Source organism: Flagellimonas meishanensis, from assembly GCF_019880545.1.
In the GTDB taxonomy this organism is placed as follows: Bacteria; Bacteroidota; Bacteroidia; order Flavobacteriales; family Flavobacteriaceae; genus Flagellimonas; species Flagellimonas meishanensis.
The window spans coordinates 572,311-593,595 of the sequence record NZ_JAINVW010000003.1 but is presented as its reverse complement, the minus strand read 5'-3'; the positions used below and the strand labels follow the sequence as shown (position 1 = coordinate 593,595).

At 45.2% G+C, this 21,285-nt stretch carries 20 protein-coding genes; 15 read left to right on the top strand and 5 right to left on the bottom strand.

Translation table 11 applies throughout. The annotated features are described in order from the left end of the window. Complete coding sequence (locus K7G75_RS10660) at positions 1–957, bottom strand: isopenicillin N synthase family dioxygenase (protein ID WP_222984234.1); 957 nt, start codon at positions 955–957, stop codon at positions 1–3. Between the two features lie 105 nt (positions 958–1,062). Between K7G75_RS10660 and K7G75_RS10655 the strand changes: the two genes are divergently transcribed. From K7G75_RS10655 to K7G75_RS10635, 5 genes are all read left to right on the top strand, one after another. Then, the gene (locus K7G75_RS10655; protein WP_222984233.1) at positions 1,063–3,039 is read left to right on the top strand and encodes an alpha-ketoacid dehydrogenase subunit alpha/beta; all 1,977 of its coding nucleotides are present in this window, start codon (positions 1,063–1,065) and stop codon (positions 3,037–3,039) included. 86 nt (positions 3,040–3,125) lie between these two features. Further along, positions 3,126–3,608: a lipocalin family protein gene (locus K7G75_RS10650; RefSeq protein WP_222984232.1), complete on the top strand. Its 483-nt coding sequence runs from the start codon at positions 3,126–3,128 to the stop codon at positions 3,606–3,608. 4 nt (positions 3,609–3,612) lie between these two features. Further along, a complete protein-coding gene (locus K7G75_RS10645) occupies positions 3,613–4,305 on the top strand; it encodes a YiaD family glycine zipper/OmpA-like lipoprotein (protein WP_222984231.1) in 693 nt (230 codons plus the stop codon). Positions 4,306–4,470: 165 nt separating this feature from the next. Next, positions 4,471–4,800, top strand: a complete 330-nt coding sequence (locus tag K7G75_RS10640) for a hypothetical protein (RefSeq protein WP_222984230.1) — start codon at positions 4,471–4,473, stop codon at positions 4,798–4,800. A 76-nt stretch (positions 4,801–4,876) separates the two neighbouring features. Further along, a complete protein-coding gene (locus tag K7G75_RS10635) occupies positions 4,877–5,794 on the top strand; it encodes an EamA family transporter (RefSeq protein WP_222984229.1) in 918 nt (305 codons plus the stop codon). A 9-nt stretch (positions 5,795–5,803) separates the two neighbouring features. Here K7G75_RS10635 and K7G75_RS10630 read toward each other — a convergent pair whose 3' ends face one another. Both K7G75_RS10630 and K7G75_RS10625 read right to left on the bottom strand, forming a co-directional pair. After that, the gene (locus K7G75_RS10630) at positions 5,804–6,433 is read right to left on the bottom strand and encodes an NADPH-dependent F420 reductase (protein WP_222984228.1); all 630 of its coding nucleotides are present in this window, start codon (positions 6,431–6,433) and stop codon (positions 5,804–5,806) included. Then, on the bottom strand, positions 6,430–7,203 hold the full coding sequence (locus K7G75_RS10625) for a type 1 glutamine amidotransferase domain-containing protein (RefSeq protein ID WP_222984227.1): 774 nt from the start codon (positions 7,201–7,203) through the stop codon (positions 6,430–6,432). The genes K7G75_RS10630 and K7G75_RS10625 overlap by 4 nt, the downstream gene beginning before the upstream one ends. An 80-nt stretch (positions 7,204–7,283) precedes the next feature. On the opposite strand from K7G75_RS10625, the gene K7G75_RS10620 reads away from it, so the two are divergent. After that, entirely contained in the window at positions 7,284–7,634 is a 351-nt protein-coding gene (locus K7G75_RS10620) for a winged helix-turn-helix transcriptional regulator (protein ID WP_222984226.1), read from the top strand. Between the two features lie 80 nt (positions 7,635–7,714). On the opposite strand, the gene K7G75_RS10615 is transcribed toward K7G75_RS10620, so the two are convergent. Continuing rightward, complete coding sequence (locus K7G75_RS10615) at positions 7,715–9,940, bottom strand: DUF5916 domain-containing protein (protein WP_222984225.1); 2,226 nt, start codon at positions 9,938–9,940, stop codon at positions 7,715–7,717. Between the two features lie 92 nt (positions 9,941–10,032). Between K7G75_RS10615 and K7G75_RS10610 the strand changes: the two genes are divergently transcribed. Together K7G75_RS10610 and K7G75_RS10605 are read left to right on the top strand one after the other, a co-directional pair. Then, the gene (locus tag K7G75_RS10610; protein WP_222984224.1) at positions 10,033–10,590 is read left to right on the top strand and encodes a DUF4251 domain-containing protein; all 558 of its coding nucleotides are present in this window, start codon (positions 10,033–10,035) and stop codon (positions 10,588–10,590) included. Between the two features lie 78 nt (positions 10,591–10,668). Next, the gene (locus K7G75_RS10605; RefSeq protein ID WP_222984223.1) at positions 10,669–11,886 is read left to right on the top strand and encodes a PQQ-dependent sugar dehydrogenase; all 1,218 of its coding nucleotides are present in this window, start codon (positions 10,669–10,671) and stop codon (positions 11,884–11,886) included. A gap of 9 nt (positions 11,887–11,895) precedes the next feature. On the opposite strand, the gene K7G75_RS10600 is transcribed toward K7G75_RS10605, so the two are convergent. Next, positions 11,896–12,255 (bottom strand): hypothetical protein, encoded by a 360-nt coding sequence (locus K7G75_RS10600; protein WP_222984222.1) that lies wholly within the window; start codon positions 12,253–12,255, stop codon positions 11,896–11,898. A gap of 344 nt (positions 12,256–12,599) precedes the next feature. On the opposite strand from K7G75_RS10600, the gene K7G75_RS10595 reads away from it, so the two are divergent. From K7G75_RS10595 to K7G75_RS10565, 7 genes are all read left to right on the top strand, one after another. Then, on the top strand, positions 12,600–15,728 hold the full coding sequence (locus K7G75_RS10595) for a WD40/YVTN/BNR-like repeat-containing protein (RefSeq protein WP_222984221.1): 3,129 nt from the start codon (positions 12,600–12,602) through the stop codon (positions 15,726–15,728). 171 nt (positions 15,729–15,899) lie between these two features. Next, entirely contained in the window at positions 15,900–17,021 is a 1,122-nt protein-coding gene (locus tag K7G75_RS10590; protein WP_262420330.1) for an NAD(P)/FAD-dependent oxidoreductase, read from the top strand. Continuing rightward, positions 17,021–17,731 carry a methyltransferase domain-containing protein gene (locus K7G75_RS10585; protein WP_222984220.1) on the top strand — a complete coding sequence of 237 codons (711 nt, stop codon included), beginning with the start codon at positions 17,021–17,023 and terminating at the stop codon, positions 17,729–17,731. Before K7G75_RS10590 ends, K7G75_RS10585 begins: the two co-directional genes overlap by 1 nt. A gap of 3 nt (positions 17,732–17,734) precedes the next feature. Then, positions 17,735–18,790, top strand: a complete 1,056-nt coding sequence (locus K7G75_RS10580) for a type III polyketide synthase (RefSeq protein ID WP_222984219.1) — start codon at positions 17,735–17,737, stop codon at positions 18,788–18,790. After that, complete coding sequence (locus K7G75_RS10575; RefSeq protein ID WP_313777826.1) at positions 18,790–19,572, top strand: SDR family oxidoreductase; 783 nt, start codon at positions 18,790–18,792, stop codon at positions 19,570–19,572. Before K7G75_RS10580 ends, K7G75_RS10575 begins: the two co-directional genes overlap by 1 nt. After that, positions 19,572–20,012, top strand: a complete 441-nt coding sequence (locus K7G75_RS10570) for a 3-hydroxyacyl-ACP dehydratase FabZ family protein (RefSeq protein ID WP_222984217.1) — start codon at positions 19,572–19,574, stop codon at positions 20,010–20,012. Before K7G75_RS10575 ends, K7G75_RS10570 begins: the two co-directional genes overlap by 1 nt. Continuing rightward, positions 20,002–21,279 carry a beta-ketoacyl-[acyl-carrier-protein] synthase family protein gene (locus tag K7G75_RS10565; protein WP_222984216.1) on the top strand — a complete coding sequence of 426 codons (1,278 nt, stop codon included), beginning with the start codon at positions 20,002–20,004 and terminating at the stop codon, positions 21,277–21,279. The genes K7G75_RS10570 and K7G75_RS10565 overlap by 11 nt, the downstream gene beginning before the upstream one ends. Positions 21,280–21,285 lie beyond the last annotated feature (6 nt).

Sequence of the window (21,285 nt, the reverse complement as noted above, 5' to 3'; positions counted from 1 at the left end):
CTATTTTTTGATTAATCCCAGTTCAATGAGTCTTTCATTCAAATATTCCCCGGCGGTGATGTCTTCAAAACCTTTGGGATGTTCCTCGTCAACACAATCTTCTAGGCAGTTTAATGGCATTTCGCTAATGGGATGCATGAAGAAGGGGATGGAATATCTTGATGTGCCCCAGAGTTCCCTGGGGGGATTCACCACCTGGTGTATGGTGGATTTCAGTTTGTTGTTTGTTAAACGGGACAACATATCGCCCACATTGATCATCAGTTCGTCGGTTTCAGCTATGGCATCTACCCATTCACCCTTGTGGTTTTGCACCTGTAAACCTTTGCCGTGGGCGCCCATCAGCAGGGTTATCAAGTTGATGTCGCCATGGGCGGCTGCACGTACCGCATTCTTGGGTTCTTGTGTAATCGGCGGATAGTGAATCGGCCGCAATATGGAGTTTCCATTTTTTATCCACTTGTCAAAATACATTTCCTCCAAACCAAGATGCAGTGCAAGTGCGCGAAGCACGTATTGGGCTGTTTTTTCCAACATCTTGTATGTTTCCTTCCCCACAACGTTAAAATTTGGGAGCTCTGTTACCTCCACATTGTCGGGATACTCGCTATCCAGCTTTGGATCGTTCTCCACATACTGCCCAAAATGCCAGAACTCCTTGAGGTCACCTTCCTTTCGTCCCTTGGCATGTTCCTTGCCAAATGAGGTATAGCCCCGTTGCCCGCCAATGCCCTCGATCTCATAGTTGTCCTTGATGTGCTGGGGCAATTGGAAAAAGTTCTTGATCTCATCATAAAGCTGCTCCACCAGTTCATCTGAAAGAAAGTGCCCGCTCAATGCCACAAAACCGATGTCTTCAAAGGCGGCTCCTATCTCTTTTACAAATTTTTCCTTTCTTTCCGGATCTCCAGAGATGAAATCCTTTAAATCGACACTTGGGATGGCGCTCTTGTTCATTGCAAATGGTTTGTATCAAAAGTAATGAATTATGCAAAAGGTTGGCAAAAATTGGAGCTTGGTAGATGTCATTTTTACTACTTTTAGCCCGTGAAATTTTAAAGTATGAGATATCATATAGGGGATTTGGACCAGCAGAAACTCCTGGAACTATATCGGGGCATGCTCAAGCCCAGAATGATTGAGGAAAAAATGTTGGTTTTGCTTCGGCAGGGAAAAATATCCAAGTGGTTCAGTGGCATTGGCCAAGAAGCCATTTCGGTAGGGGTCGCCCATGCGCTTAAAGAGGATGAATACATATTGCCGATGCATAGAAACCTTGGGGTGTTCACATCCAGAAATATACCATTATACCGTTTGTTCTCCCAATGGCAGGGCAAACAAAATGGTTTTACGAAGGGTAGGGACCGAAGCTTTCATTTTGGCACCCAAGAGTATAAGATCGTTGGGATGATTTCGCATCTGGGCCCCCAATTGGGTGTTGCTGATGGTATTGCCTTGGCAGATATGCTCAGACGCAAGAAGCGTGTCACAGCGGTATTTACCGGTGAGGGAGCAACCAGCGAAGGGGATTTCCATGAGGCATTGAACGTAGCTTCGGTTTGGAACCTTCCCGTTCTCTTCTGCATTGAAAACAACGGGTATGGACTTTCCACACCCACCAATGAACAATATAACTGTGAGCATTTGGCAGATAGGGCAAAAGGCTATGGCATAGAATCGCGGATTATTGATGGGAACAACATTTTGGAAGTTTATACCAAGGTGGATGAATTGGCCAAGGCAATCCGAAAGCGCCCCAGACCTGTACTTTTGGAATTCAAGACCTTTCGAATGCGGGGACACGAGGAGGCCAGCGGAACAAAATATGTTCCGGATAAATTGATGGACAAATGGGCCAAAAAGGATCCCATCGGAAACTACGAAGCTTTCTTATTGGAGAATGGAATCATCCATAAGGAACAGATAGATGCCCTGAAGGAGGAAATTTCGGAAGAAATAAATGAGAATCTAAAAACCGCATATGATGAACCGGAAACATTATTTAATGAAAGTGTTGAATTAAATGATGTATATCAAAGTTATCAATATGAGCATTTTGAGCCAAAGGATAAAGTAAACAATATTCGATTTGTCGATGCCATTTCACAAGGATTGGAACAATCCATGTACAGGCACAATGAATTGATTATCATGGGGCAAGATATCGCAGAATATGGAGGCGTGTTCAAAATTACCGAGGGCTTTGTCCCCAAATTTGGGAAGAGCCGGATAAGGAATACACCCATTTGTGAATCAGCAATTGTTGCTGCGGCCATGGGACTCTCCATAAACGGTATGAAGGCCATTGTTGAAATGCAGTTTGCCGATTTCGTCAGCTCTGGTTTCAATCCTATTGTCAACTATTTGGCAAAAGTGCACTATCGTTGGGGGCAAAATGCCGATGTGGTGGTGCGGATGCCTTGCGGGGGAGGTGTGGGGGCAGGACCTTTCCATTCCCAGACCAACGAGGCTTGGTTTACCAAAACTCCGGGCCTGAAAGTAGTTTATCCCGCATTCCCCTATGACGCAAAAGGATTGTTGAACACAGCCATTAACGACCCCAATCCCGTTCTCTTCTTTGAGCATAAGGGACTCTATCGAAGTGTTTATGGGGACGTTCCTGAGGATTACTATACGGTGCCATTCGGAAATGCAAGCCTCATCAGGGAGGGGGACACCATATCCATCGTTACTTTCGGAGCAGGGGTGCACTGGGCATTGGAGATATTGGATAAACATCCCGAAGTGAAAGCGGACCTTATTGATTTAAGAACGTTGCAACCCTTGGATATGGAAGCGGTATACCGATCCATCAAGAAGACGGGAAAAATGATACTGCTTCAAGAGGATACCCTTTTCGGCGGAATAGCCAGCGACATTGCTGCGCAGACCATGGAAAATTGCTTTGAATACCTCGATGCGCCGATAATTAGGGTAGGAAGTCTGGAAACACCGGTTCCCTTCACCAAAACTTTGGAGAAGAACTTTCTTCCCAAGGAACGGTTCGAAATGGAATTGTTAAAACTTATTGCATATTGAACACATACAAATTGACATTTTTTAATACCTTCAAAAACTCTTATGGACCTTTGGTCGTATATATTAAAATTAAACTCCAAATTCTTATGAAACACACATTCTTAATTATTGCGCTTGCAGGGCTCGTATGCTCTTCGTGCTCTGTTTCCAAAAGTGCAAGGACACAACGTAACCTATTCAGTGGCTCTTGGTCCTTGGACAACATTTCCTACGAAAACAACAGGGGAAATTTCAAATCGGTCATCTTCAATGACGCTGAGGACATCTGCTTTGAAGGAAGCGATTGGTTCTTCAGGGACAACAACAGTACCGGCAGGTACACCATTTCTCAAAGCACCCTTTGTCAGGGAGGGGACCGCTTCTTCAGATGGTCCGTTGTGGAACCGGAGCAAAACTACACAAGTCAATTGCAATTCAAATTCATCGATGAAAACCGTAAAGACATATCCGGCGGTGCGGGATATAGGTTGAACATTGCCAGCATCTCAGAGCAAGCCATGACCTTAAAGTCCAATGTTTCCGTTGATGGGGAACTGGTTACCATTGTTTATGAATTCACTAAAAAATAACAACATGAAAAATATATTGATAAAGAATACGGCCGTTGTGTTGGCCATGGGCCTAATTTTTAGCTGTAATGCGGTAAAAAATGCCAATAACACACAAAAAGGAGCGGTCATTGGCGCTGCAGGCGGTGCCGTGATCGGTGGCGTTGTAGGAAACAATGTCGGTAAAGGCAATACCGCACTAGGGGCCATCATTGGAGCCGTAGTGGGAGGTGCTGCTGGTGGTTATATTGGAAACCGCATGGATCGACAAGCAGAACGCATCGAAGAGGAAATTCCAGGTGCCGAGGTTACCCGTGTTGGTGAGGGAATCAACGTAATCTTCAATGAAGAGGCCGGAGTTTATTTCGACACCAACAAATCCGACGTAAAAGGCACTTCCGCAACAACTTTGGACAAATTGGCCGGGATTTTCATGGAATATCCTAAGTCAAACATCTTGGTCGAAGGCCATACCGATAGTGCTGGAAGCGACGAATACAATTGGAAATTATCCCAGCAAAGAGCCGAATCCGTGACAAACTATTTGATTTCCAAAGGGATTTCAAATGGAAGGTTTACCACAAAGTGGTATGGTGAAACACAACCCCGGGAAAGCAATGAAACCGCAGCGGGCAAAGCCAAAAACCGAAGGGTTGAGCTGGCCATTATTGCAAGCGAGGAACTAAAGGAGGAAGCCTACGAGAAAACGAAGGGCTAACCACCAAAACACATAGTTTAGGGGCCCGATGCACTGCATCGGGCTTTTTTTGTTTAACCATTGAAATGTTAAATAACAAAAAAATAGCATTCAAGATTCTTCAAAAGTGCAATGGATTCAATAACTTAAAGGGTGAAACAGCACCGCCTAGGTCAAATTGACGCCATGAACAAAACTGTTAAAACAGATACCGGAGAAATACAAGAGCTCCTGATCCGCATGGAGCGCAACAACAACCTTGTCCAACGACTGTCCCGAAAACTAGGTTCCTATACCTGCGAGCCAAATAATCATTCCTGTTTCGAAAAATTGGATAATTTGAAGCGTAGTTTTAAAGTATTCAAAGACCAACAAAACCACATTTTGCGTTTGTTGCAACAGAAAAGCCAACAAGTGGGGCAGATGGAAGATCAGATAATCGGTCATCTGGAGCGATTCAAGGACTTGGAAAAGGAAATAGCTGCCTATATGCTGTCCACAAACAAGTATCAATAAAAAATAGGGCAGCCCTATATTTCTGTTTTTTACTCTTGGAAACATCCTTATTATTGCAGGACGATAATTAGCTGCAATGGGAAAATCCTCAAACTCCACCTTGGTGGTTCTTGCATTTTTTGCCATCTACGTCATTTGGGGATCAACGTACTTGCTCAATAAGATAGCCGTTACAGAGCTTCCCCCATTTATGTTGGCCTCTTTTCGATTTATGACCGCGGGCATCCTCATTTTTGTATGGGCCAGGGTAATGAAAATTCCGTTGGGGATCACCAAAAAACAACTTTGGAACACTTTTTTGGCCGGTTTTCTTTTTCTAAGCATTGGAAACGGCCTAGCCGTATGGGCACTTCGCTATTTGGATAGCGGTTTCGCCGCACTCGAAATATCCGCACAACCTTTGGTCATTTTGTTGATGATGTGGATTTTGCAGGGAAAAAGGATTCAACCCATGTCCATTATAGGGGTGATTCTCGGATTTGTGGGCATATACCTGCTCATAGGCCAACAACAGATCATTGCCAAGGAGGGAACCTTGATAGGTGTTATAATGATTTTTGTGTGCATGCTGAGTTGGGCCTACGCCAGTATTTTTGTCTCCAGAGCGGACTTGCCCAATAACTATTTTGTGAATACCGGCTACCAAATGTTCACGGGAGGGCTGGCGTTGGCCGGGATGAGCATCGCTTTCAAAGAGGAATGGTCCTCTCCTTTGGCTTGGAGTGGAAATGTACAACTTGTAATGGTTTTGTTGGTGTTGTTCGGAAGCATCGTGGCATTTACCTCCTTCAATTACCTTTTAAAGGCCGTTTCACCGGAGAAGGTAGCTACATCCACCTATGTAAATCCCATTGTTGCGCTAATACTGGGCTGGTATTTTTTAGATGAGCAGATTACCCCTCAATCCATTTTGGCAGCCGTAATCCTACTTACTGGAGTATATTTCATAAACACGAAAAGGAAATTGGCGCTTTTTGAAAGATTCAAACGATGAAATGATAGGTCATCGTTCCAAAAGAGCCCAAACAAAGTTTGGGTGATGTCCGTCCCTTCGCACCATTTTGACCCAGAGTAGGGTCATATGTTCCAAATGCAATGCCTGGTCCAGAGGGCCTACATCCTTTGCTTCAAAGCCTAAATCCATCACAAGGGCCGCAACTCGCTTCTTGGATTCGGGGTCGTTTCCTGCCATCAGCATTACTGGTTCCATGGGATACTTTGGATATACTGGGTTTTGAAAATTTTCAAAACCATAAATGGTAAATGCTTTGACCACATGGACCCCTGGTGCCCACTCCTGGATCTTTTCAGACCCCGAGATTTTGCTTTCCAATCCGTGTGAAATATTTGGCCCCACTGGATTGGTGCAGTCCACCAAGATCATATTTTCCAGACCTATTTTTGAAACTATGTCCTCCACAGCACTAAAAGGTGTGGCCAAGAAGACCATGTTGACCTCAGTCAACATATCCCCAATCGACATGGTTCTGAAGCTTTCATTGCTCTCCAAGGCGCTTTTCACACTTTTGGAAGAAGGATCATCATTGCCAATGATGATGGAGTGTCCCTTATTTTGCAAACCATTGGCCAAGGCAAAGCCGACCTTTCCAATACCAATAAAACCCAATGTCATGACCTCTTGTTGTTTAAAAATTCCACCATAAGTTCTGCTGCGGCTGTTCCCGAATTTTGCTGTTGACCTGTGATCAGATTTCCATCGGCAATGGCATGGGACCAAAAGGGAGGCGCTACCTTAAAATGGGTATCCTTGATTTTTTTGGCCTCCGCCTCAATCCAATAAGGCTGAATACGCATGCCGACCGCGTTATCGGCATAGGCCTCCTCAGTATCGGCAAACCCGGTCCAGGCCTTGCCCTTGACCAAGAGCTGCCCATCCGATGTCCTCGCGCTTAGCAACAAGGTGGTCGCATGGCACACCGCTGCCGCTGGTCTACCAGATTCATAAAAATCACTAAAAATATCTTCCAAGGCCCGGTTATCCTTAAAAGTGTACATAGGACCCTGTCCACCCACCAAGAAAATGCCATCGTAGTCTTTGGTATTGATTTCAGCCAGCTGTTTGGTGTTTTCCAAACATTCCACAAACCATGATTGCTGTAGGTACCCAAGTGAAACAATATCATGTGCCGAATAACCACTTTCATCCAGTGGGTTGGAATAGGAGTCCATTTCGATTTTCCCACCTTCGGTAGAGACAACTTCCACTTCGTATCCGGCCTCTTGAAAAACACGTAGGGGATGTGTAAGTTCTGCTGCCCAAAAGCCTATGGGCCATCCTGTTTGCTCGGAGATTGCAGGACTGCTGGCCACCATTGCGATTTTCCCTTTTGTGGGCATGCCGTGCATGTGCACGTAGCTCTTTTTTTCTATTGTTTTTCCCATTGTTTTTGTTTTAAAGGTATGGGGGATTTGGAATCAAAAGGGTAATTGAGCATCTTTGTTAGAAACTAACATTAAAGTAAGTGCCAAAATTTATCACTGATAATAAGGTCTATTACACACCGGTGGAATATGTACTCGCCAAAGTAGGGGGTACCTATAAAATGCCATTGCTATGGCGCTTGAAAGACAAGGCCAAACGGTTTTCTGAATTAAAGAACAGCTTCGAGCGTATTTCTGACCGAATGTTGAGCAAATCATTAAAAGAATTGGTGGATGATGGATTTGTTGCCAAAAGTGTTTATGCCGAGGTTCCCGTAAAGGTGGAATACCATATCACTGAAAAGGGTAAACGGGCCATTCCCATCATTTCAAACCTCAGGGATTATGGGTTCCAGCTTATCTCGGAGGATGGAATCGAAATAGCCGACTAAGTGGACAAAACACCTCGATTTGTATTGGACGTCTCAACTCTTTCAGATTGGTTCATGGTGTTGCTCAAGGTCATATTATCTTAATTCAGTATATCAAAACGGTGCGTGTATTTAATGGTAAAGACCTGATTATCCACCCTGTCAATCAAATCATCATCCTTCACAATGTTGAAGACCACAAACAATCCCGTATTGGCATTTTGCAACCAGGCAAACCGGGCATTCACCGATGTAATGTTCGACACATTGTTCCTCTGGATCAAACTTTGAAGGAACATTCTGGGCGTGAAGGAATAGGAAAGCCGCAGGCCTCCGACCAAAGCGGTCAGATTGCCCGTATCCAGTTGAATATCGTTATGGCTCATGGTCAGTGAACTATTGAATCGGTCACCGATGCGGTACCGTGCAGTGCCACTGTTGGAAATTTGATGGCCGTTAAAATACCCACCAATGATTGTTCGCGTATCAAATGAGAAGGCGTTGTTGGGATTGGTGATGACAATCAACTGAAGTTCTTCATTTTTGTAATTCCCCGCAGGAACGATAACATCAGAAATTGTGAAATCCTCCAGCACCCGCTCCGTGGTGAAATTGATTCCGGTATGCACTTCAAAACCACTTTTGAACTCCCAATGATTGTCCACGTGCAAAAAACCGGTCACCAACTGATCATCAAAGTTCCAATATCCTCGATAGGAAACATGGGGACGTATTTCCAATAGATTTCCGGTATTCTTAAAGCGATGCGCCTTGAATACCAAAAACTCGGGTTTTCGGAATGCTGTTCGTTGCAAAAAACCCACCTCGGGATTAAATCCTTCGCCAACCTCGGTATATCCAGCCCTGAGGTCCCAGCCGTTCCAATTGTAGTTGCCCAAAATTTTAAAAGCGTGATCATTGCCGTCAATACCGGGAGTGGCACTTTTTGCCACGAAACCATCAACTTCGGCTTTGTTCCCAATGCCCCATTTGCCGTCAACAGCATAAACCCGATTGTAATCGTCCTCCATGGACCCCAAACCGGCCCGATTGATGAATATACCGCCCAAAGAGGAGCGGGTACCCTGAAAATCATGGTTCACCCTGGCCACAGTAAAGTTGTTCTTTTCAATGGCAGCCTCTTCAACATCTTCCGTGAACATGCTCAAAAAGCCCACATTCGTTTGACCAACCTTGCCAGATAATCGGGCTCCACCAATAATGGGAACCAAATCCCCATCTTCCCCAATACCTATTCGCCTACTGAAAAATAGGTCGACTTCTCCAGGGCTTCCCACACTGAACTGCCCTGCATTTTCAAGAAAGAAAGCTCTCTTTTCTGGAAAGAAGAGATTGAATCGGTCCAGGTTTACCTGTTGATCGTCCACTTCAACCTGGGCGAAATCCGTATTGTATGTAAGGTCCAGGGTTAGACTGGGGGTAATGCTGTACTTGATGTCTGCCCCTGCATCAAAATTTGTCTCGGTCTCGTTAGGGTCCAAAGACTTATCGTTGACATACTGCCCCAAAACATAGGGGATAAACTTTAGATTGCCAGGATTCCTAAGATTTAATCCCTTTAGCTCGCCTGCCAGGGAAAGACGCTTCATATCAAAACCCAATGGTAGGGAAGTCCAATAGGCACTTTCGGTGTTCTTGCTGATGTTCCTTCTAAGGTTGAGGCCCCATGTCCTGTCCTCACCGGGAGCATAGCGCAATGACCGGAAGGGAATGGCAAATTCCGCGCTCCACCCATAGTCGCCCAGTTGTGATTTTACCTTCCAAGTGGCGTCCCAATTCAGGTTGGTCCCTCCAATTACGCCTCCCTGTTGACGATTGGCGTTGAAATTTCCCTTGCCCTCATTGTCGATTTGGGCATCATATTCCATGCCTTGGGCATTGGTGCCAAAAAGAAATCCATTTTGCCGGTCGTGGTAGGTGTCAATGATAAATAGAAAACTGTCCTCATCATTTAAATCGGCATCGCGACGTGAATCGGACACCACAATTTTTTGCGCATCGGTGTCATAACAAACCACGGACACATAAAAAGTAGAACTTGAATAGGCAATTCGAACTTCTGTTTTTTCAGACACAAGTTCCCCATAATTCGGTCGCAGTTGAATTAAATCAGTGATGGGAGGTACGCCCTGCCAAAGGGGGTCGTTGATGACCTCCCCATCAATAATGGGGTCTTGTTGTAATGCAGTGGCGTAGTAAGCTGGCATATTGACTGTTCCTTTCCTGGTCAAATCATCCTGAGCCAGAATTAAATTGGAGTAGATGGCCAACAAAACCAAGAACAGTCTTCTTGGAGGGATTTTCATAAAATGAGGTCTGGTTAGGATTTAAATATACTCCATAAATCGGAAATCCTGTGCAAATTTTGTAACTTCAAGAAGGGAACAAATAATTGACAATGCGGTTTTTTTCTGGAATTATTTTAATAGTGACATTGGTCATGGTGCTGGGCTGCGCGTCCAACCCCAAAAACAGGGCTACCCCTGAACAAATGGCAACCTTGGACAGCCTTTTGCAGCAACGTTCCTTTGTTATAAAAGCAGATTGGGCAAAACCTTTGCCTACCCAAAGCATGGGTGCCATAGCCAATGCCGGTTTGCTGCCCTTGGGGAGTACATTGAACCGAATTGACCTTGCGGGCACAGAAAGTTATCTGCGTGTCTCCGGGGATAGCGTCATGGCACGTTTTCCCTATTTTGGGGAGCAGCAGATGCCCGGTATTTATAATCCGGACGATGCCGGAATCGTATTCAATGGGGTACCCACAGATTTTGAAATGCGACCCAATGCAAAGCAAGGTGGATATAACATGAGCTTCAATATAAACAATGGGACCGAAAGCTTTCAGGTTTCCGCCTTGATGCTTACATCCAAGTCAAGCACGGTCACCATTGGAAGCAGCCACCGCAGGCTTATCCAATACTTTGGAAAAATATCGGCCGATACGAAGGAATAATCTTCGGACAAAGTAGCTTCGATTTCTACTTATCTAATCAATTTATGATAGCTTTATAGCTACAAATCAAAAAGAACTATGAAAACCTATTTTCAACCTTTATCCTTGGTCATATGCTTGTTGTTTTGTCTATTGACCATGTCCTGCAATGGAAAAAAAGAGCTTCCTGGGTCGGAAGCTGTAGATGATTCAGTCCAACAAGCGGAGGACGATCAACCAGGCGGGGAGGCCCCAACTTCCAATTTGCCATTACATCTGTTGAACCTTCCTGAAGGATTCAAAATTGATACATACGCCGAAAGCGTGGATGGTGCCAGGTCCATGGCGATGGGACCGGAGGGGACCCTTTTTGTGGGAACCCGCAACGAGGGTATGGTATATGCCATACGGGATACGGATGGTGATTTTAAAGCGGATGAAGTTCACATAATCGCAAAAGATCTGGAGCAGCCGAATGGAGTTGCATTTAGGGATGGGGCGCTATACGTGGCTGAGGTAAGTCGATTGTTGCGTTATCCAAATATTGAACAGCAGCTTTCAAACCCATCTCAACCTGAGGTTGTTTATGATGATTATCCTACAGAATTTCATCATGGTTGGAAGTATATCGCCTTTGGTCCGGATGGAAAGTTGTATGTTCCTGTGGGGGCACCTTGCAACATTTGCGAAAGGAGTAATGAAGATGAACGTTTTGCCACCATCACCAGAATGGACATGGATGGGAGCAATAGGGAAATTTATGCGCTGGGTGTGAGGAACACGGTTGGATTCACTTGGCATCCGCAAACGGGAGAAATGTGGTTCACTGACAATGGGAGAGACCTTATGGGAGATGATGTGCCCCCATGTGAATTGAATCATATTACGGCACCAGGACAGCATTTTGGTTACCCCTATTGCCATGGCGGAACCGTAAAAGATCCTGAATTCGGTGATCAGCGTCCATGCTCCGATTTTGTTCCGCCCATTCAACCCCTTGGCGCCCACGTGGCTCCACTTGGAGTTAAGTTCGACACTGGAACCATGTTCCCCGAAGCCTTCAAGGGTCACGCTTTTATTGCAGAGCACGGGTCGTGGAATAGGTCATCCAAAGTGGGATATAGGGTGACCTTGGTAAAGTTGGATGGCAATAAGGCGATAAGTTACGAACCCTTTATTGATGGGTGGCTGGATGAGGAAAAGCAGGAAGCTTTTGGCCGTCCGGTGGACCTTTTGTTTTTGGAAGATGGGTCACTTTTGATTTCAGATGATGTTGGGGATGCAATCTACAGGGTCACGTATGCAGCGGGCAACTAGTTTTTAGTTTTACAAAAGTCGGTCAACTTGATTGGGAATAACAGCATCTTGGAGCTTCCAAGTGGTTTTTTGGTTTTGATCATCAGAGACCTCAAGGAATATATGTGAGGTATTCTGCTCGTTTTGTGGCATTATCTTCTCTAGTACATAGGTTCGTTCACCAAACGGAAAAACAAACTCCATTTTATCCGCAGGTTCAAAAACCCGGATGCTGCCATTGAGCAGGATTAAATCAGGATCCTCCATGGTGGTCTTGGGCCGCCGCCAGCACCTGTATCGGATTTTTTGGTTTTGCAGCTCGTCCACCTTGATTATGAATTCCTGATTGCTGCAAAGAACGAGGTTTTGTTTAGACGTATAGTCAATCATCCCTAGTTGCTAAATCCCGTTTCTTTTTTTCCAGTATGTGCCATGAAGGAACCCTAACATGTATAAAATAAATCCGACAAGAATCAAACTGATTATCTGTAAGAGGTTTATCGTTTCTAGAGTAGTCATTTTCTTAATTATAATGAGCCTCAAATTAGAGCGTAATGAACGATTCACATTCTAAAAATTGACAGATACGTATTTTGAATTGACAGATGGGTTATTTCAATTGATAAATACCAATTTCTGGACTATACAGCTTGTCCTCAAGTTAATCCCATTAGAGCGGAAATACTTGCCTTTTTCATGTTATATTTATCTCCAACAACATTAAAATCGACCTGATGAGAATGCGTATCCACCTATTTGTATTTGGCTTTTGCCTTATCCTTCCGCTAAAGGCGCAAAGAAAGGCTCCCGAGGCCAAGATTAGCGAGAAATTATATGAATCCATGTCGTATCGCAACATCGGACCCTTTCGGGGGGGACGGGTAACCACAGTAGAGGGCCTGCCTAACGATATCTTCACCTATTATATGGGGGCCACCGGTGGCGGTGTTTGGAAAACCACTGATGGTGGCAATAGTTGGAACAATATCTCGGACGGATTTTTTAATACTACAGGTATTGGTGATATTACTGTGGCACCTTCGGACCATAATATTGTATATGTAGGTGCCGGAGAATCCTGTATCAGGGGAGTCAAAACCTCCCATGGGGATGGCATGTACAAATCCACGGATGCAGGAAAAACATGGAAGCACATTGGGTTGGAGGCTACCCGTCATATTGGGGAAGTTGTCGTTCATCCCAAGAACCCTGACTTGGTTTACGTGGCTGCGCAGGGGAATCCATGGGGTGAAGATGAACATAGAGGGCTTTATTTTTCCAAAAATGGGGGAGAAAGTTGGGAAAAGATGCTGTACGTCAATGATCACTCCGGAATTGTGGATATGACCGTGAGCGCCGAAAATCCAGATATTATGATGGTCACTTCCTGGGATTTTCAAAGGAAACCCTGGGTGGTACAGAGTGGTGGAGAGGGAAGCAAGGTCTTCAAGACCACCGACGGTGGCAAAACTTGGAAGGAAATCACCAAAGGTTTGCCCAAGCTCAAGGGGAAAATGGGGATCGACATTTCACCTGCCAATCCCAATATCGTTTACATGGCCATTGAGGCTCTTGGGAAGGAGGGAGGCGTATACCGTTCCAATGATGCCGGGGAAACTTTTGAGCAAACATCGAATGATGCAGGCACCCATGCCCGGGCATGGTACTATATGCACATTATTGCGGACCCCAACGATGAGGACGAAGTGTGGGTTATGAACAGTTATGCCATGAAATCCGTTGACGGCGGGAAAACATTTTCAGGAAGTCCCGGAAGCCATGTGGACCATCATGATATCTGGATCAATCCAAACAATAGTGATATCATGATTAACGCTAATGATGGAGGGGCTTCGGTCACTTACAATGGAGGTGAAACTTGGTCTACCTTGATGAACCAGCCTACAGGACAGTTCTATCGCTGTATTACGGATAATGGGCATCCCTATCGAGTGTATTCAGGCCAACAGGACAATAGTACAATTGCCATAGATAGTCGTGTAATGGACGATGGCATTGGTGAAATGCATTGGGATGTTATGCGTGCAGGAGAATCATCTACAGTGGCCATGGACCCGAACAATCCCCGTTTTGTGTATTCCACCTATTTTGCGAGCAACTTTGTGGAATGGGATAGGGATATTGATAATACACGCATGGTAAGGCCCTATCCTGAACGAATTAGTGGTGAGCAACCAAAAAATCTAAAACTGCGCGCTAATTGGAACGGTCCGGTCATCGTTTCGCCCCATAATCCCAATGTAATCTACTATGGATCGGAATATGTGATGAAATCCACGGATAGGGGTGTGACCTGGGAAACCGTTAGTGGGGACCTCACCCGAAACAACAAAGAGCATCAGGGTAAAGGAGGCTATCCAATTAGCAACGAACAGATTACTGCAGAGAGCTACAACAATCTGTTCAATATTGAAGAATCTCCCATGAAGGAAGGGATAATCTGGGTGGGTTCGGACTGTGGCCTCGTCCACGTGTCCCAAGACGCTGGTAAAACATGGACCAATGTCACACCCAAAGGATTGCCAGAGGCCATAATCAACGTAGTGGAACCGTCACCTCACGATGCAGCAACGGCATATATTGCCGTAGCGGGCTATAAATTGAACAACTTTGCTCCGTTATTGTACAAAACGAACGATTATGGATCATCTTGGGAGAAAATTGTAAACGGACTGCCCAATGATACTTTTGTGCGCAGTGTTCGTGAAGACCCTGACCGTAAGGGACTGCTCTATGCCGGTACTGAAACGGGGGTATTTGTCTCATTCAATAATGGTGGACACTGGCTTCCTCTGCAGAACAATTTGCCTGAAGTTCCCATAACCGATATGCGGGTGCAGCGCAAAGACCTTGTGGTGACGACCCAGGGCCGCGCCATCTGGATTTTGGATGACCTTACGCCCCTGCATCAGATTTCCGATGCAGTGGCCCAGTCGGACCATTTTCTGTTTAAGCCCAGGGATACCCATGCAGAATTATCGGTAGCGTATAGTATTGATGGGGGATATGGTCAAAATCCACCAAAAGGATTGCAAATACACTATGTAAACAACAAAGAAGTGGGTGAGAACGCCCAAATGGCCTTGGAAATCCTGGATAGTGCAGGTAAAGTCATCCATGCGGAATATAGTGATCGTGCCCGTATGGGCTGTGATACGCTGATTAAACCCCAATTGAAAAAGGGTATAGGGGCACACCGCTACAGTTGGAATATGAAAGTGGGTCGCTTTGATTGCCTTACCGAACTCTATACTACTAACCGCGACCTTAGTGCCTACGATGCGGCCCCCGGCAACTACAAAGTACGACTCACTGCAGGCGGAACAAGCCAAACCCAGGATTTTGCAATAACCATAGACCCACGCATCAAGACTAGCGTGGCCAATGTGGAGGCTGCCTATGCAGAACGTGATGGCATTTCCAAATCCATTTATGGCGGAGCCAGTGAAATGGCCAAAGGAGTCCGGGACCTACGAAAGGTGCAGCAACAATTGGATTTTGTCCTCGGCGAAACAAGGGATGCCGAGCTACAAGAGCAGGGCAAGGCCCTAAATGAGAAAATAGAGACTTGGATTGCAGAAATTTTACAGAAAGAGATGCGAACGTATCAAAGCAACTATATGTTCGAAGCTCGGCTGCTAATCAAGTTCAAGGATTTTCTGAACAGTATTGACCAAGGAAACCTTCCGGTTACCCAGGGGGTACGGGACGTGGCCCGGGACTATTTGGGTCAATGGTCCCAACTTAAATTGGATTTGCAGCGGATAAAAACCCAAGATGTGGCGCAGTTCAATGTTTTGCTTCAGGGCGCTGGACTGCCAGAATTATACTGGCCCTCGTAAACATGTCCAGCTGGAGCCTACTATACGACCTTTTGTTATCATCCAGTTTCCATACTACAAATGATAAGAGCCCTCTACGAATAGCTTCGAAATGCCCGATTCAAACCATTGGAACCACTACAATATCTCCTGGTGAGATGAAATAAGGCTTTTTAAATGTAACTTACCCTGATGAACCATGATGTCATCATTGTTGGGGGAGGGCTTGCTGGGCTCACAGCGTCCATTTGTTTGTCCAAGCAGGGGTTATCCACATTAATTCTGGAGAAAAATAAGTACCCGCACCATAAGGTGTGTGGCGAGTACATTTCCAATGAGGTCCGACCGTTCCTGGAGTCCTTGGGGCTAGACCTGACCGAATTGGGAGCCGTTCCCATAGACACGTTTTCAATAAGCAATCAAAAAGGAAAGAGACTTCGATGCAAATTGCCTTTGGGCGGCTTTGGAATCAGCAGGTATACCTTGGACAATGCCCTATATCAGCTCGCCTTGGGACTGGGGGTTGGGATATCATTCGAAACAGTTTCTTCAATCAGGTATGTTGATGGCCAGTTTTTTGTTCAAGGCAAGGAAAATGAATATACAGGAAGTATGGTCATCGGGGCTTTTGGAAAACGTTCGGTCTTGGACAAGTCAATGGACCGCACATTTATGCAAACAAAATCGCCCTGGCTTGGGGTTAAAGGGCACTTTAGGTATGCCAACCATCCTGAAAATGAAGTTTCCCTTCACTGTTTTCCTGGAGGCTATGGGGGACTTTCCATGACAGAGGATGGACTCATCAATTTTTGCTATTTGGCCAGCTATAAGGTATTTCAGCAGTACGAAGGTATTGATGGCTTCAATGACCGCGTGGTGTCCAAAAACCCTTTTCTAAAGAAATTTATGGAAACCGCCGAACCAATATTCAAAAATCCGCTTAGCATAGCCCAAATATCCTTCGCAAAAAAGGAACTGGTCCATGATCACGTTTTAATGTGCGGGGATAGCGCAGGATTGATCCATCCACTTTGTGGAAATGGAATGGCCATGGCCATACATTCCGGGAAAATAGCTTCAGATGTTACGCTGCGCTATTTTAACGAAAAAGGATATTCCAGAACCAAAATGGAAGACGATTACACAAAACTATGGAAGTCAAACTTTGATTCTAGGTTGTATTATGGAAGGAAACTTCAAAATTTGATTACCAACCCCTTAATGGTGAACGGTATATTTTCCATAATCCCAAATTCTGGAACATTTCTTTCCGCAATAATAAAGCGAACCCACGGAAAGCCTATCTTAGTATAATGGATTTTTCAAAAAGAAGTGCTGCTGAGGAATACATGGACGACCCAAATCTGGATATGGAATCTTATAGAAAAGCCTATCTGGACATCAATCGCTGTAACGCCCTTCTCGGTGGGACTTCCATGACCCTGAAGGCCATAAAACACCTCATCAAAAATCATCCGAAAGATTCGTATACCATTTATGACATGGGCTGTGGGGATGGTCATTTACTTCGCGAATTGGCTAAAGCACTTGGGGAAACCAACATAAAGCTGGATTTGGTCGGATTTGATCTAAGAGATGATGTCTTACAACTGGCCAAGGATGCCTCACGTCCATACACATCCATTTCTTTTAAGAAAGGGAACATCCTCCATCTTAATGACATACCCAATTGCGATATCGTTCTCTGCACCTTGACCATGCATCATTTTAAGGAAAAGGACATCCTGGGTTTTGTCAAGAAATTTTCGGAATTGGCCCGTGTCGGCACCATCATCAATGATCTTGAACGCAGCAAGCTTGCCTATTTCCTGTTCAAGGTCTTCAGTCTTTTTTTCATAAGATCTGCAATTGCCAAAAGGGATGGGCTTATCTCAATTAGCAAAGGATTTCGTAAGTTAGAATTGGAACGATTGGCGACCAACTTGAAAAATGTCCATCATTCCATTACATGGAAATGGGCTTTTAGATATTTGTGGGTAATGACGCCAATTCAACCGAATTGATCTATGGGCATCACTAGAATAATCCATTTGGCCAAGGCATTGCCTCCATATTGTCGTTCTACGGAGGAGATCATCCCCTTTGTCAACCTTTGGTTGGAGGGGCAGGAAGATAGGTTTCGAAGAAAGGTCGTCAAGATTTTTGAAGGTTCGGGTGTGGATAAGCGCTATGGCATCATGCCCATTGAAGATGTTTTTACGGCTACTTCCTTTAAGGAAAAGAACGCGGTTTATGTTGAAGCGGTAAAAAAATTGGGAAAAAGCGCCCTAAAAAAAGCGCTGGAGGAAGCCGCTTGGCGACCTCAGGACCTGGATTTCATCATAACCGTAAGCTGCACGGGCATAATGATTCCCTCTTTGGACGCCTATTTGGTCAATGCACTCGAACTACGTCAAGACATCATAAGGCTACCGGTAACCGAAATGGGCTGCGCGGCGGGAGTTTCGGGAATCATCTACGCCAATAATTTTTTAAAGGCGAATCCCGGCAAACGGGCGGCGGTCATTGCTGTGGAAAGTCCAACAGCAACCTTTCAGCTGAATGATTTTAGCATGGCAAATATGGTGAGCGCTGCAATTTTCGGTGATGGGGCATCCTGCGCCTTATTATCTTCGCACGACAATGATAATGGCCCAAAAATCTTGGGTGAGGGCATGTACCATTTCTACCATGCCATTGAAATGATGGGGTTTGACCTGACCAATGACGGTTTAAAGATGATTTTGGACCCAAAAGTCCCAGAAACCATAACGGAGCATTTCCCAGAGTTGACCCATCCATTTTTAAAAACATTGGGTTCAAGCATAGAACAGGTGCAACATCTTATTTTTCATCCCGGAGGAAGAAAGATTGTGCAAACGGTGGAAGATTTGTTCGGGAAATTGGGGAAAAATATAGACGAAACCCGCAAGGTTTTAAAAGATTATGGCAATATGAGCAGTGCCACCGTACTCTATGTTTTGGAAGAATTCATGAAAAAGAAAATTCCTAGTGGAGAACAAGGAATGATCTTGAGTTTTGGTCCGGGCTTTTCCGCACAACGCGTTTTAATTGAATGGTAATGGAGATGAATGATAGACCCATAGCCCTTATTTTGGGTGGAAGTTCTGGTCTGGGAGCTGCCACGGCCAGGAAATTGGGCAAGGAAGGGTACGATTTGGTCATCGTGCATCGCGACCGTAAAGCGGACATGATGGAAATTGATGGTTTTTTTGACCAAGTAAGAAAGGAGGGAGCCGAATGCCATAGCTTTAATAGTGATGCGACAGCACCCGTAAAGCAGCAAAAACTTTGGGCGGAAATCAAAAATGCAATCAAAAATCGGCAGATAAAAGTTTTGATACACAGTATAGCAAAGGGCAACCTAAAACCCATGACGGGAAGCGCAGCAAGTTTGACCGACCAAGACATTCAATTGACCATTCAAGCAATGGCAACCAGTCTTTTTGATTGGGTGAAATTGATTGCGGATGATGGATTTTTTGACGGGGATGCGAGGGTCTTCGCCTTTACGAGTGAGGGAAGTGGCAAGGCATGGCCAGGCTATGCGGCTGTTTCGGCAGCGAAGGCAACACTGGAAGCGTTGGTCAGAAGTATGGCCTTGGAGTTCGCACCCATGGGAATAAAGGCCAATTGCATTCAGGCTGGGGTTACCGACACTAAATCCTTTCGCATGATTCCCGAGTATGAAAAGTTGATGGGCATGGCCTTGGAGCGAAATCCCAACAATCGTTTGACCACTCCGGAAGATGTGGCCAATGTAGTGTATTTACTAACCCTGCCGGAAGCCAGCTGGATTACGGGTACCGTGATCAAGGTGGATGGTGGAGAAAGTCTTCAATAATGACAGTTGGTGAAATCATACAAAGCTTGCCATATTCGGAACCTTTTCTGTTTGTGGATGAACTACTGGAGGTCCATGATGATGGGATAAAGGGCAACTATACCTTTCGGTCTGATTTGCCCTTCTATCAAGGCCATTTTAAGGACAATCCGGTTACCCCAGGCGCAATTCTTACCGAATGTTGCGCACAAATAGGCGTTGTGTGCCTCGGAATCCATTTGATGGAAGGCCAATTCGGCGAGGATTCAATAATTGCTCTGTCAAGTTTTGACATGGAATTTCTTTTGCCCGTATTTCCTGGTGAAAAGGTAACCGTCACTTCCAAAAAAATCTATTTCCGGTTCAATAAGCTCAAGTGTTCGGTAAAAATGTTCAATGCAAAGGATAAATTGGTGTGCAGGGGCATCATCTCAGGAATGCTAAACAAAAGTGATGCGTAGGGTAGTAGTCACCGGGATAGGGATCTGTGCTCCCAATGGGATAGGCCTGGCAGCCTTTGAGAGGTCCCTGTTTAAAGGGATATCAGGAATACAGCATTTCCAAGAGCTGGAAGAACTTAATTTTTCATGTCAAGTAGCTGGAAAACCGAATATTGAAGATATCAATTTAAATGAATACTTTGACAAGGTTCAACTAAAAGGATTGAACTCTTCCGGTGTTGTCTATGGAACAATTGCCGGACTGGATGCCTGGAAAAATGCTGGTTTGGAACCGCAATTGCAAGAGCCGGATTGGGACAGCGGCATCATATTTGGTACGGGAATCCTTGGGGTGGACAAGTTTCGCGAAGCGATTTATAAAGTGGATTCGGGTAATGTCCGCAGACTGGGCAGCACTTCGGTGGTCCAGACCATGGCCAGTGGTATCAGTGCCTATTTGGGAGGTATAATTGGGTTGGGGAACTGGGCAACCACAAATTCTTCCGCTTGCACCACCGGAACTGAGGCCGTTTTGATGGGGTATGATCGCATTGCCTCCGGCAAGGCAGAAAGAATGTTGGTTGGAAGCTGCAGCGATAGTGGACCCTATGTTTGGGGCGGTTTCGATGCCATGCGAATCCTGCCTACAAAGTTCAACGACCAACCGGAAAAGGCAAGCCGGCCCATGAGCGCGTCCGCCTCAGGATTTGTTCCGGGGAGTGGGGCAGGGGCATTGGTTTTGGAATCCTTGGAAAGTGCCTTGGCCCGCAATGCGCCCATTTATGCAGAAGTTTTGGGAGGTGATGTCAATAGTGGTGGGCAACGACAGGGGGGAAGCATGACCGCAGCCAACCCCGTTGCCGTGCAGCATTGCATTCGCAAAGCTTTAGAAAATGTTAAGATAACAGCAAAGGATGTCGATGCCATCAACGGTCATCTGACGGCAACGACCAAAGACCCCGATGAAATCACCAATTGGAGTAGTGCCATGGGACGTTCTGGCAATGATTTCCCCTTCATAAACAGCTTCAAAGGGCATTTTGGACATTGTTTGGCCGCTTCCGGCAGTATTGAATGCGTAGGAACGGTTTTGCAGTTGAAATCCGGCAAACTGTTTGGAACCATGAACTGTGATGACATTCATCCCAAGATTTTGGAACAAGTGGACCCCTCCAAAATCGTCAATAGTTCAATGGATTATTCCCCGAAAATCATTGCCAAGGCCAGTTTTGGTTTTGGCGATGTCAATTGCTGTGTTATTTTTAAGCAATTCAAAAAAATAATATGAAAAAGA

What these genes read in the sequence shown, in the direction of transcription:
- K7G75_RS10645 (WP_222984231.1), top strand. Translation starts at nt 3,613, where the DNA reads ATGAAAAATATATTGATAAAGAATACGGCCGTTGTGTTGGCCATGGGC.
- K7G75_RS10610 (WP_222984224.1), top strand. Translation starts at nt 10,033, where the DNA reads ATGCGGTTTTTTTCTGGAATTATTTTAATAGTGACATTGGTCATGGTG.
- K7G75_RS10615 (WP_222984225.1), bottom strand. Translation starts at nt 9,940, where the DNA reads ATGAAAATCCCTCCAAGAAGACTGTTCTTGGTTTTGTTGGCCATCTAC.
- K7G75_RS10650 (WP_222984232.1), top strand. Translation starts at nt 3,126, where the DNA reads ATGAAACACACATTCTTAATTATTGCGCTTGCAGGGCTCGTATGCTCT.
- K7G75_RS10630 (WP_222984228.1), bottom strand. Translation starts at nt 6,433, where the DNA reads ATGACATTGGGTTTTATTGGTATTGGAAAGGTCGGCTTTGCCTTGGCC.
- K7G75_RS10570 (WP_222984217.1), top strand. Translation starts at nt 19,572, where the DNA reads ATGACAGTTGGTGAAATCATACAAAGCTTGCCATATTCGGAACCTTTT.
- K7G75_RS10575 (WP_313777826.1), top strand. Translation starts at nt 18,790, where the DNA reads ATGGAGATGAATGATAGACCCATAGCCCTTATTTTGGGTGGAAGTTCT.
- K7G75_RS10605 (WP_222984223.1), top strand. Translation starts at nt 10,669, where the DNA reads ATGAAAACCTATTTTCAACCTTTATCCTTGGTCATATGCTTGTTGTTT.
- K7G75_RS10640 (WP_222984230.1), top strand. Translation starts at nt 4,471, where the DNA reads ATGAACAAAACTGTTAAAACAGATACCGGAGAAATACAAGAGCTCCTG.
- K7G75_RS10655 (WP_222984233.1), top strand. Translation starts at nt 1,063, where the DNA reads ATGAGATATCATATAGGGGATTTGGACCAGCAGAAACTCCTGGAACTA.
- K7G75_RS10585 (WP_222984220.1), top strand. Translation starts at nt 17,021, where the DNA reads ATGGATTTTTCAAAAAGAAGTGCTGCTGAGGAATACATGGACGACCCA.
- K7G75_RS10625 (WP_222984227.1), bottom strand. Translation starts at nt 7,203, where the DNA reads ATGGGAAAAACAATAGAAAAAAAGAGCTACGTGCACATGCACGGCATG.
- K7G75_RS10595 (WP_222984221.1), top strand. Translation starts at nt 12,600, where the DNA reads ATGAGAATGCGTATCCACCTATTTGTATTTGGCTTTTGCCTTATCCTT.
- K7G75_RS10600 (WP_222984222.1), bottom strand. Translation starts at nt 12,255, where the DNA reads ATGATTGACTATACGTCTAAACAAAACCTCGTTCTTTGCAGCAATCAG.
- K7G75_RS10590 (WP_262420330.1), top strand. Translation starts at nt 15,900, where the DNA reads ATGAACCATGATGTCATCATTGTTGGGGGAGGGCTTGCTGGGCTCACA.
- K7G75_RS10580 (WP_222984219.1), top strand. Translation starts at nt 17,735, where the DNA reads ATGGGCATCACTAGAATAATCCATTTGGCCAAGGCATTGCCTCCATAT.
- K7G75_RS10635 (WP_222984229.1), top strand. Translation starts at nt 4,877, where the DNA reads ATGGGAAAATCCTCAAACTCCACCTTGGTGGTTCTTGCATTTTTTGCC.
- K7G75_RS10660 (WP_222984234.1), bottom strand. Translation starts at nt 957, where the DNA reads ATGAACAAGAGCGCCATCCCAAGTGTCGATTTAAAGGATTTCATCTCT.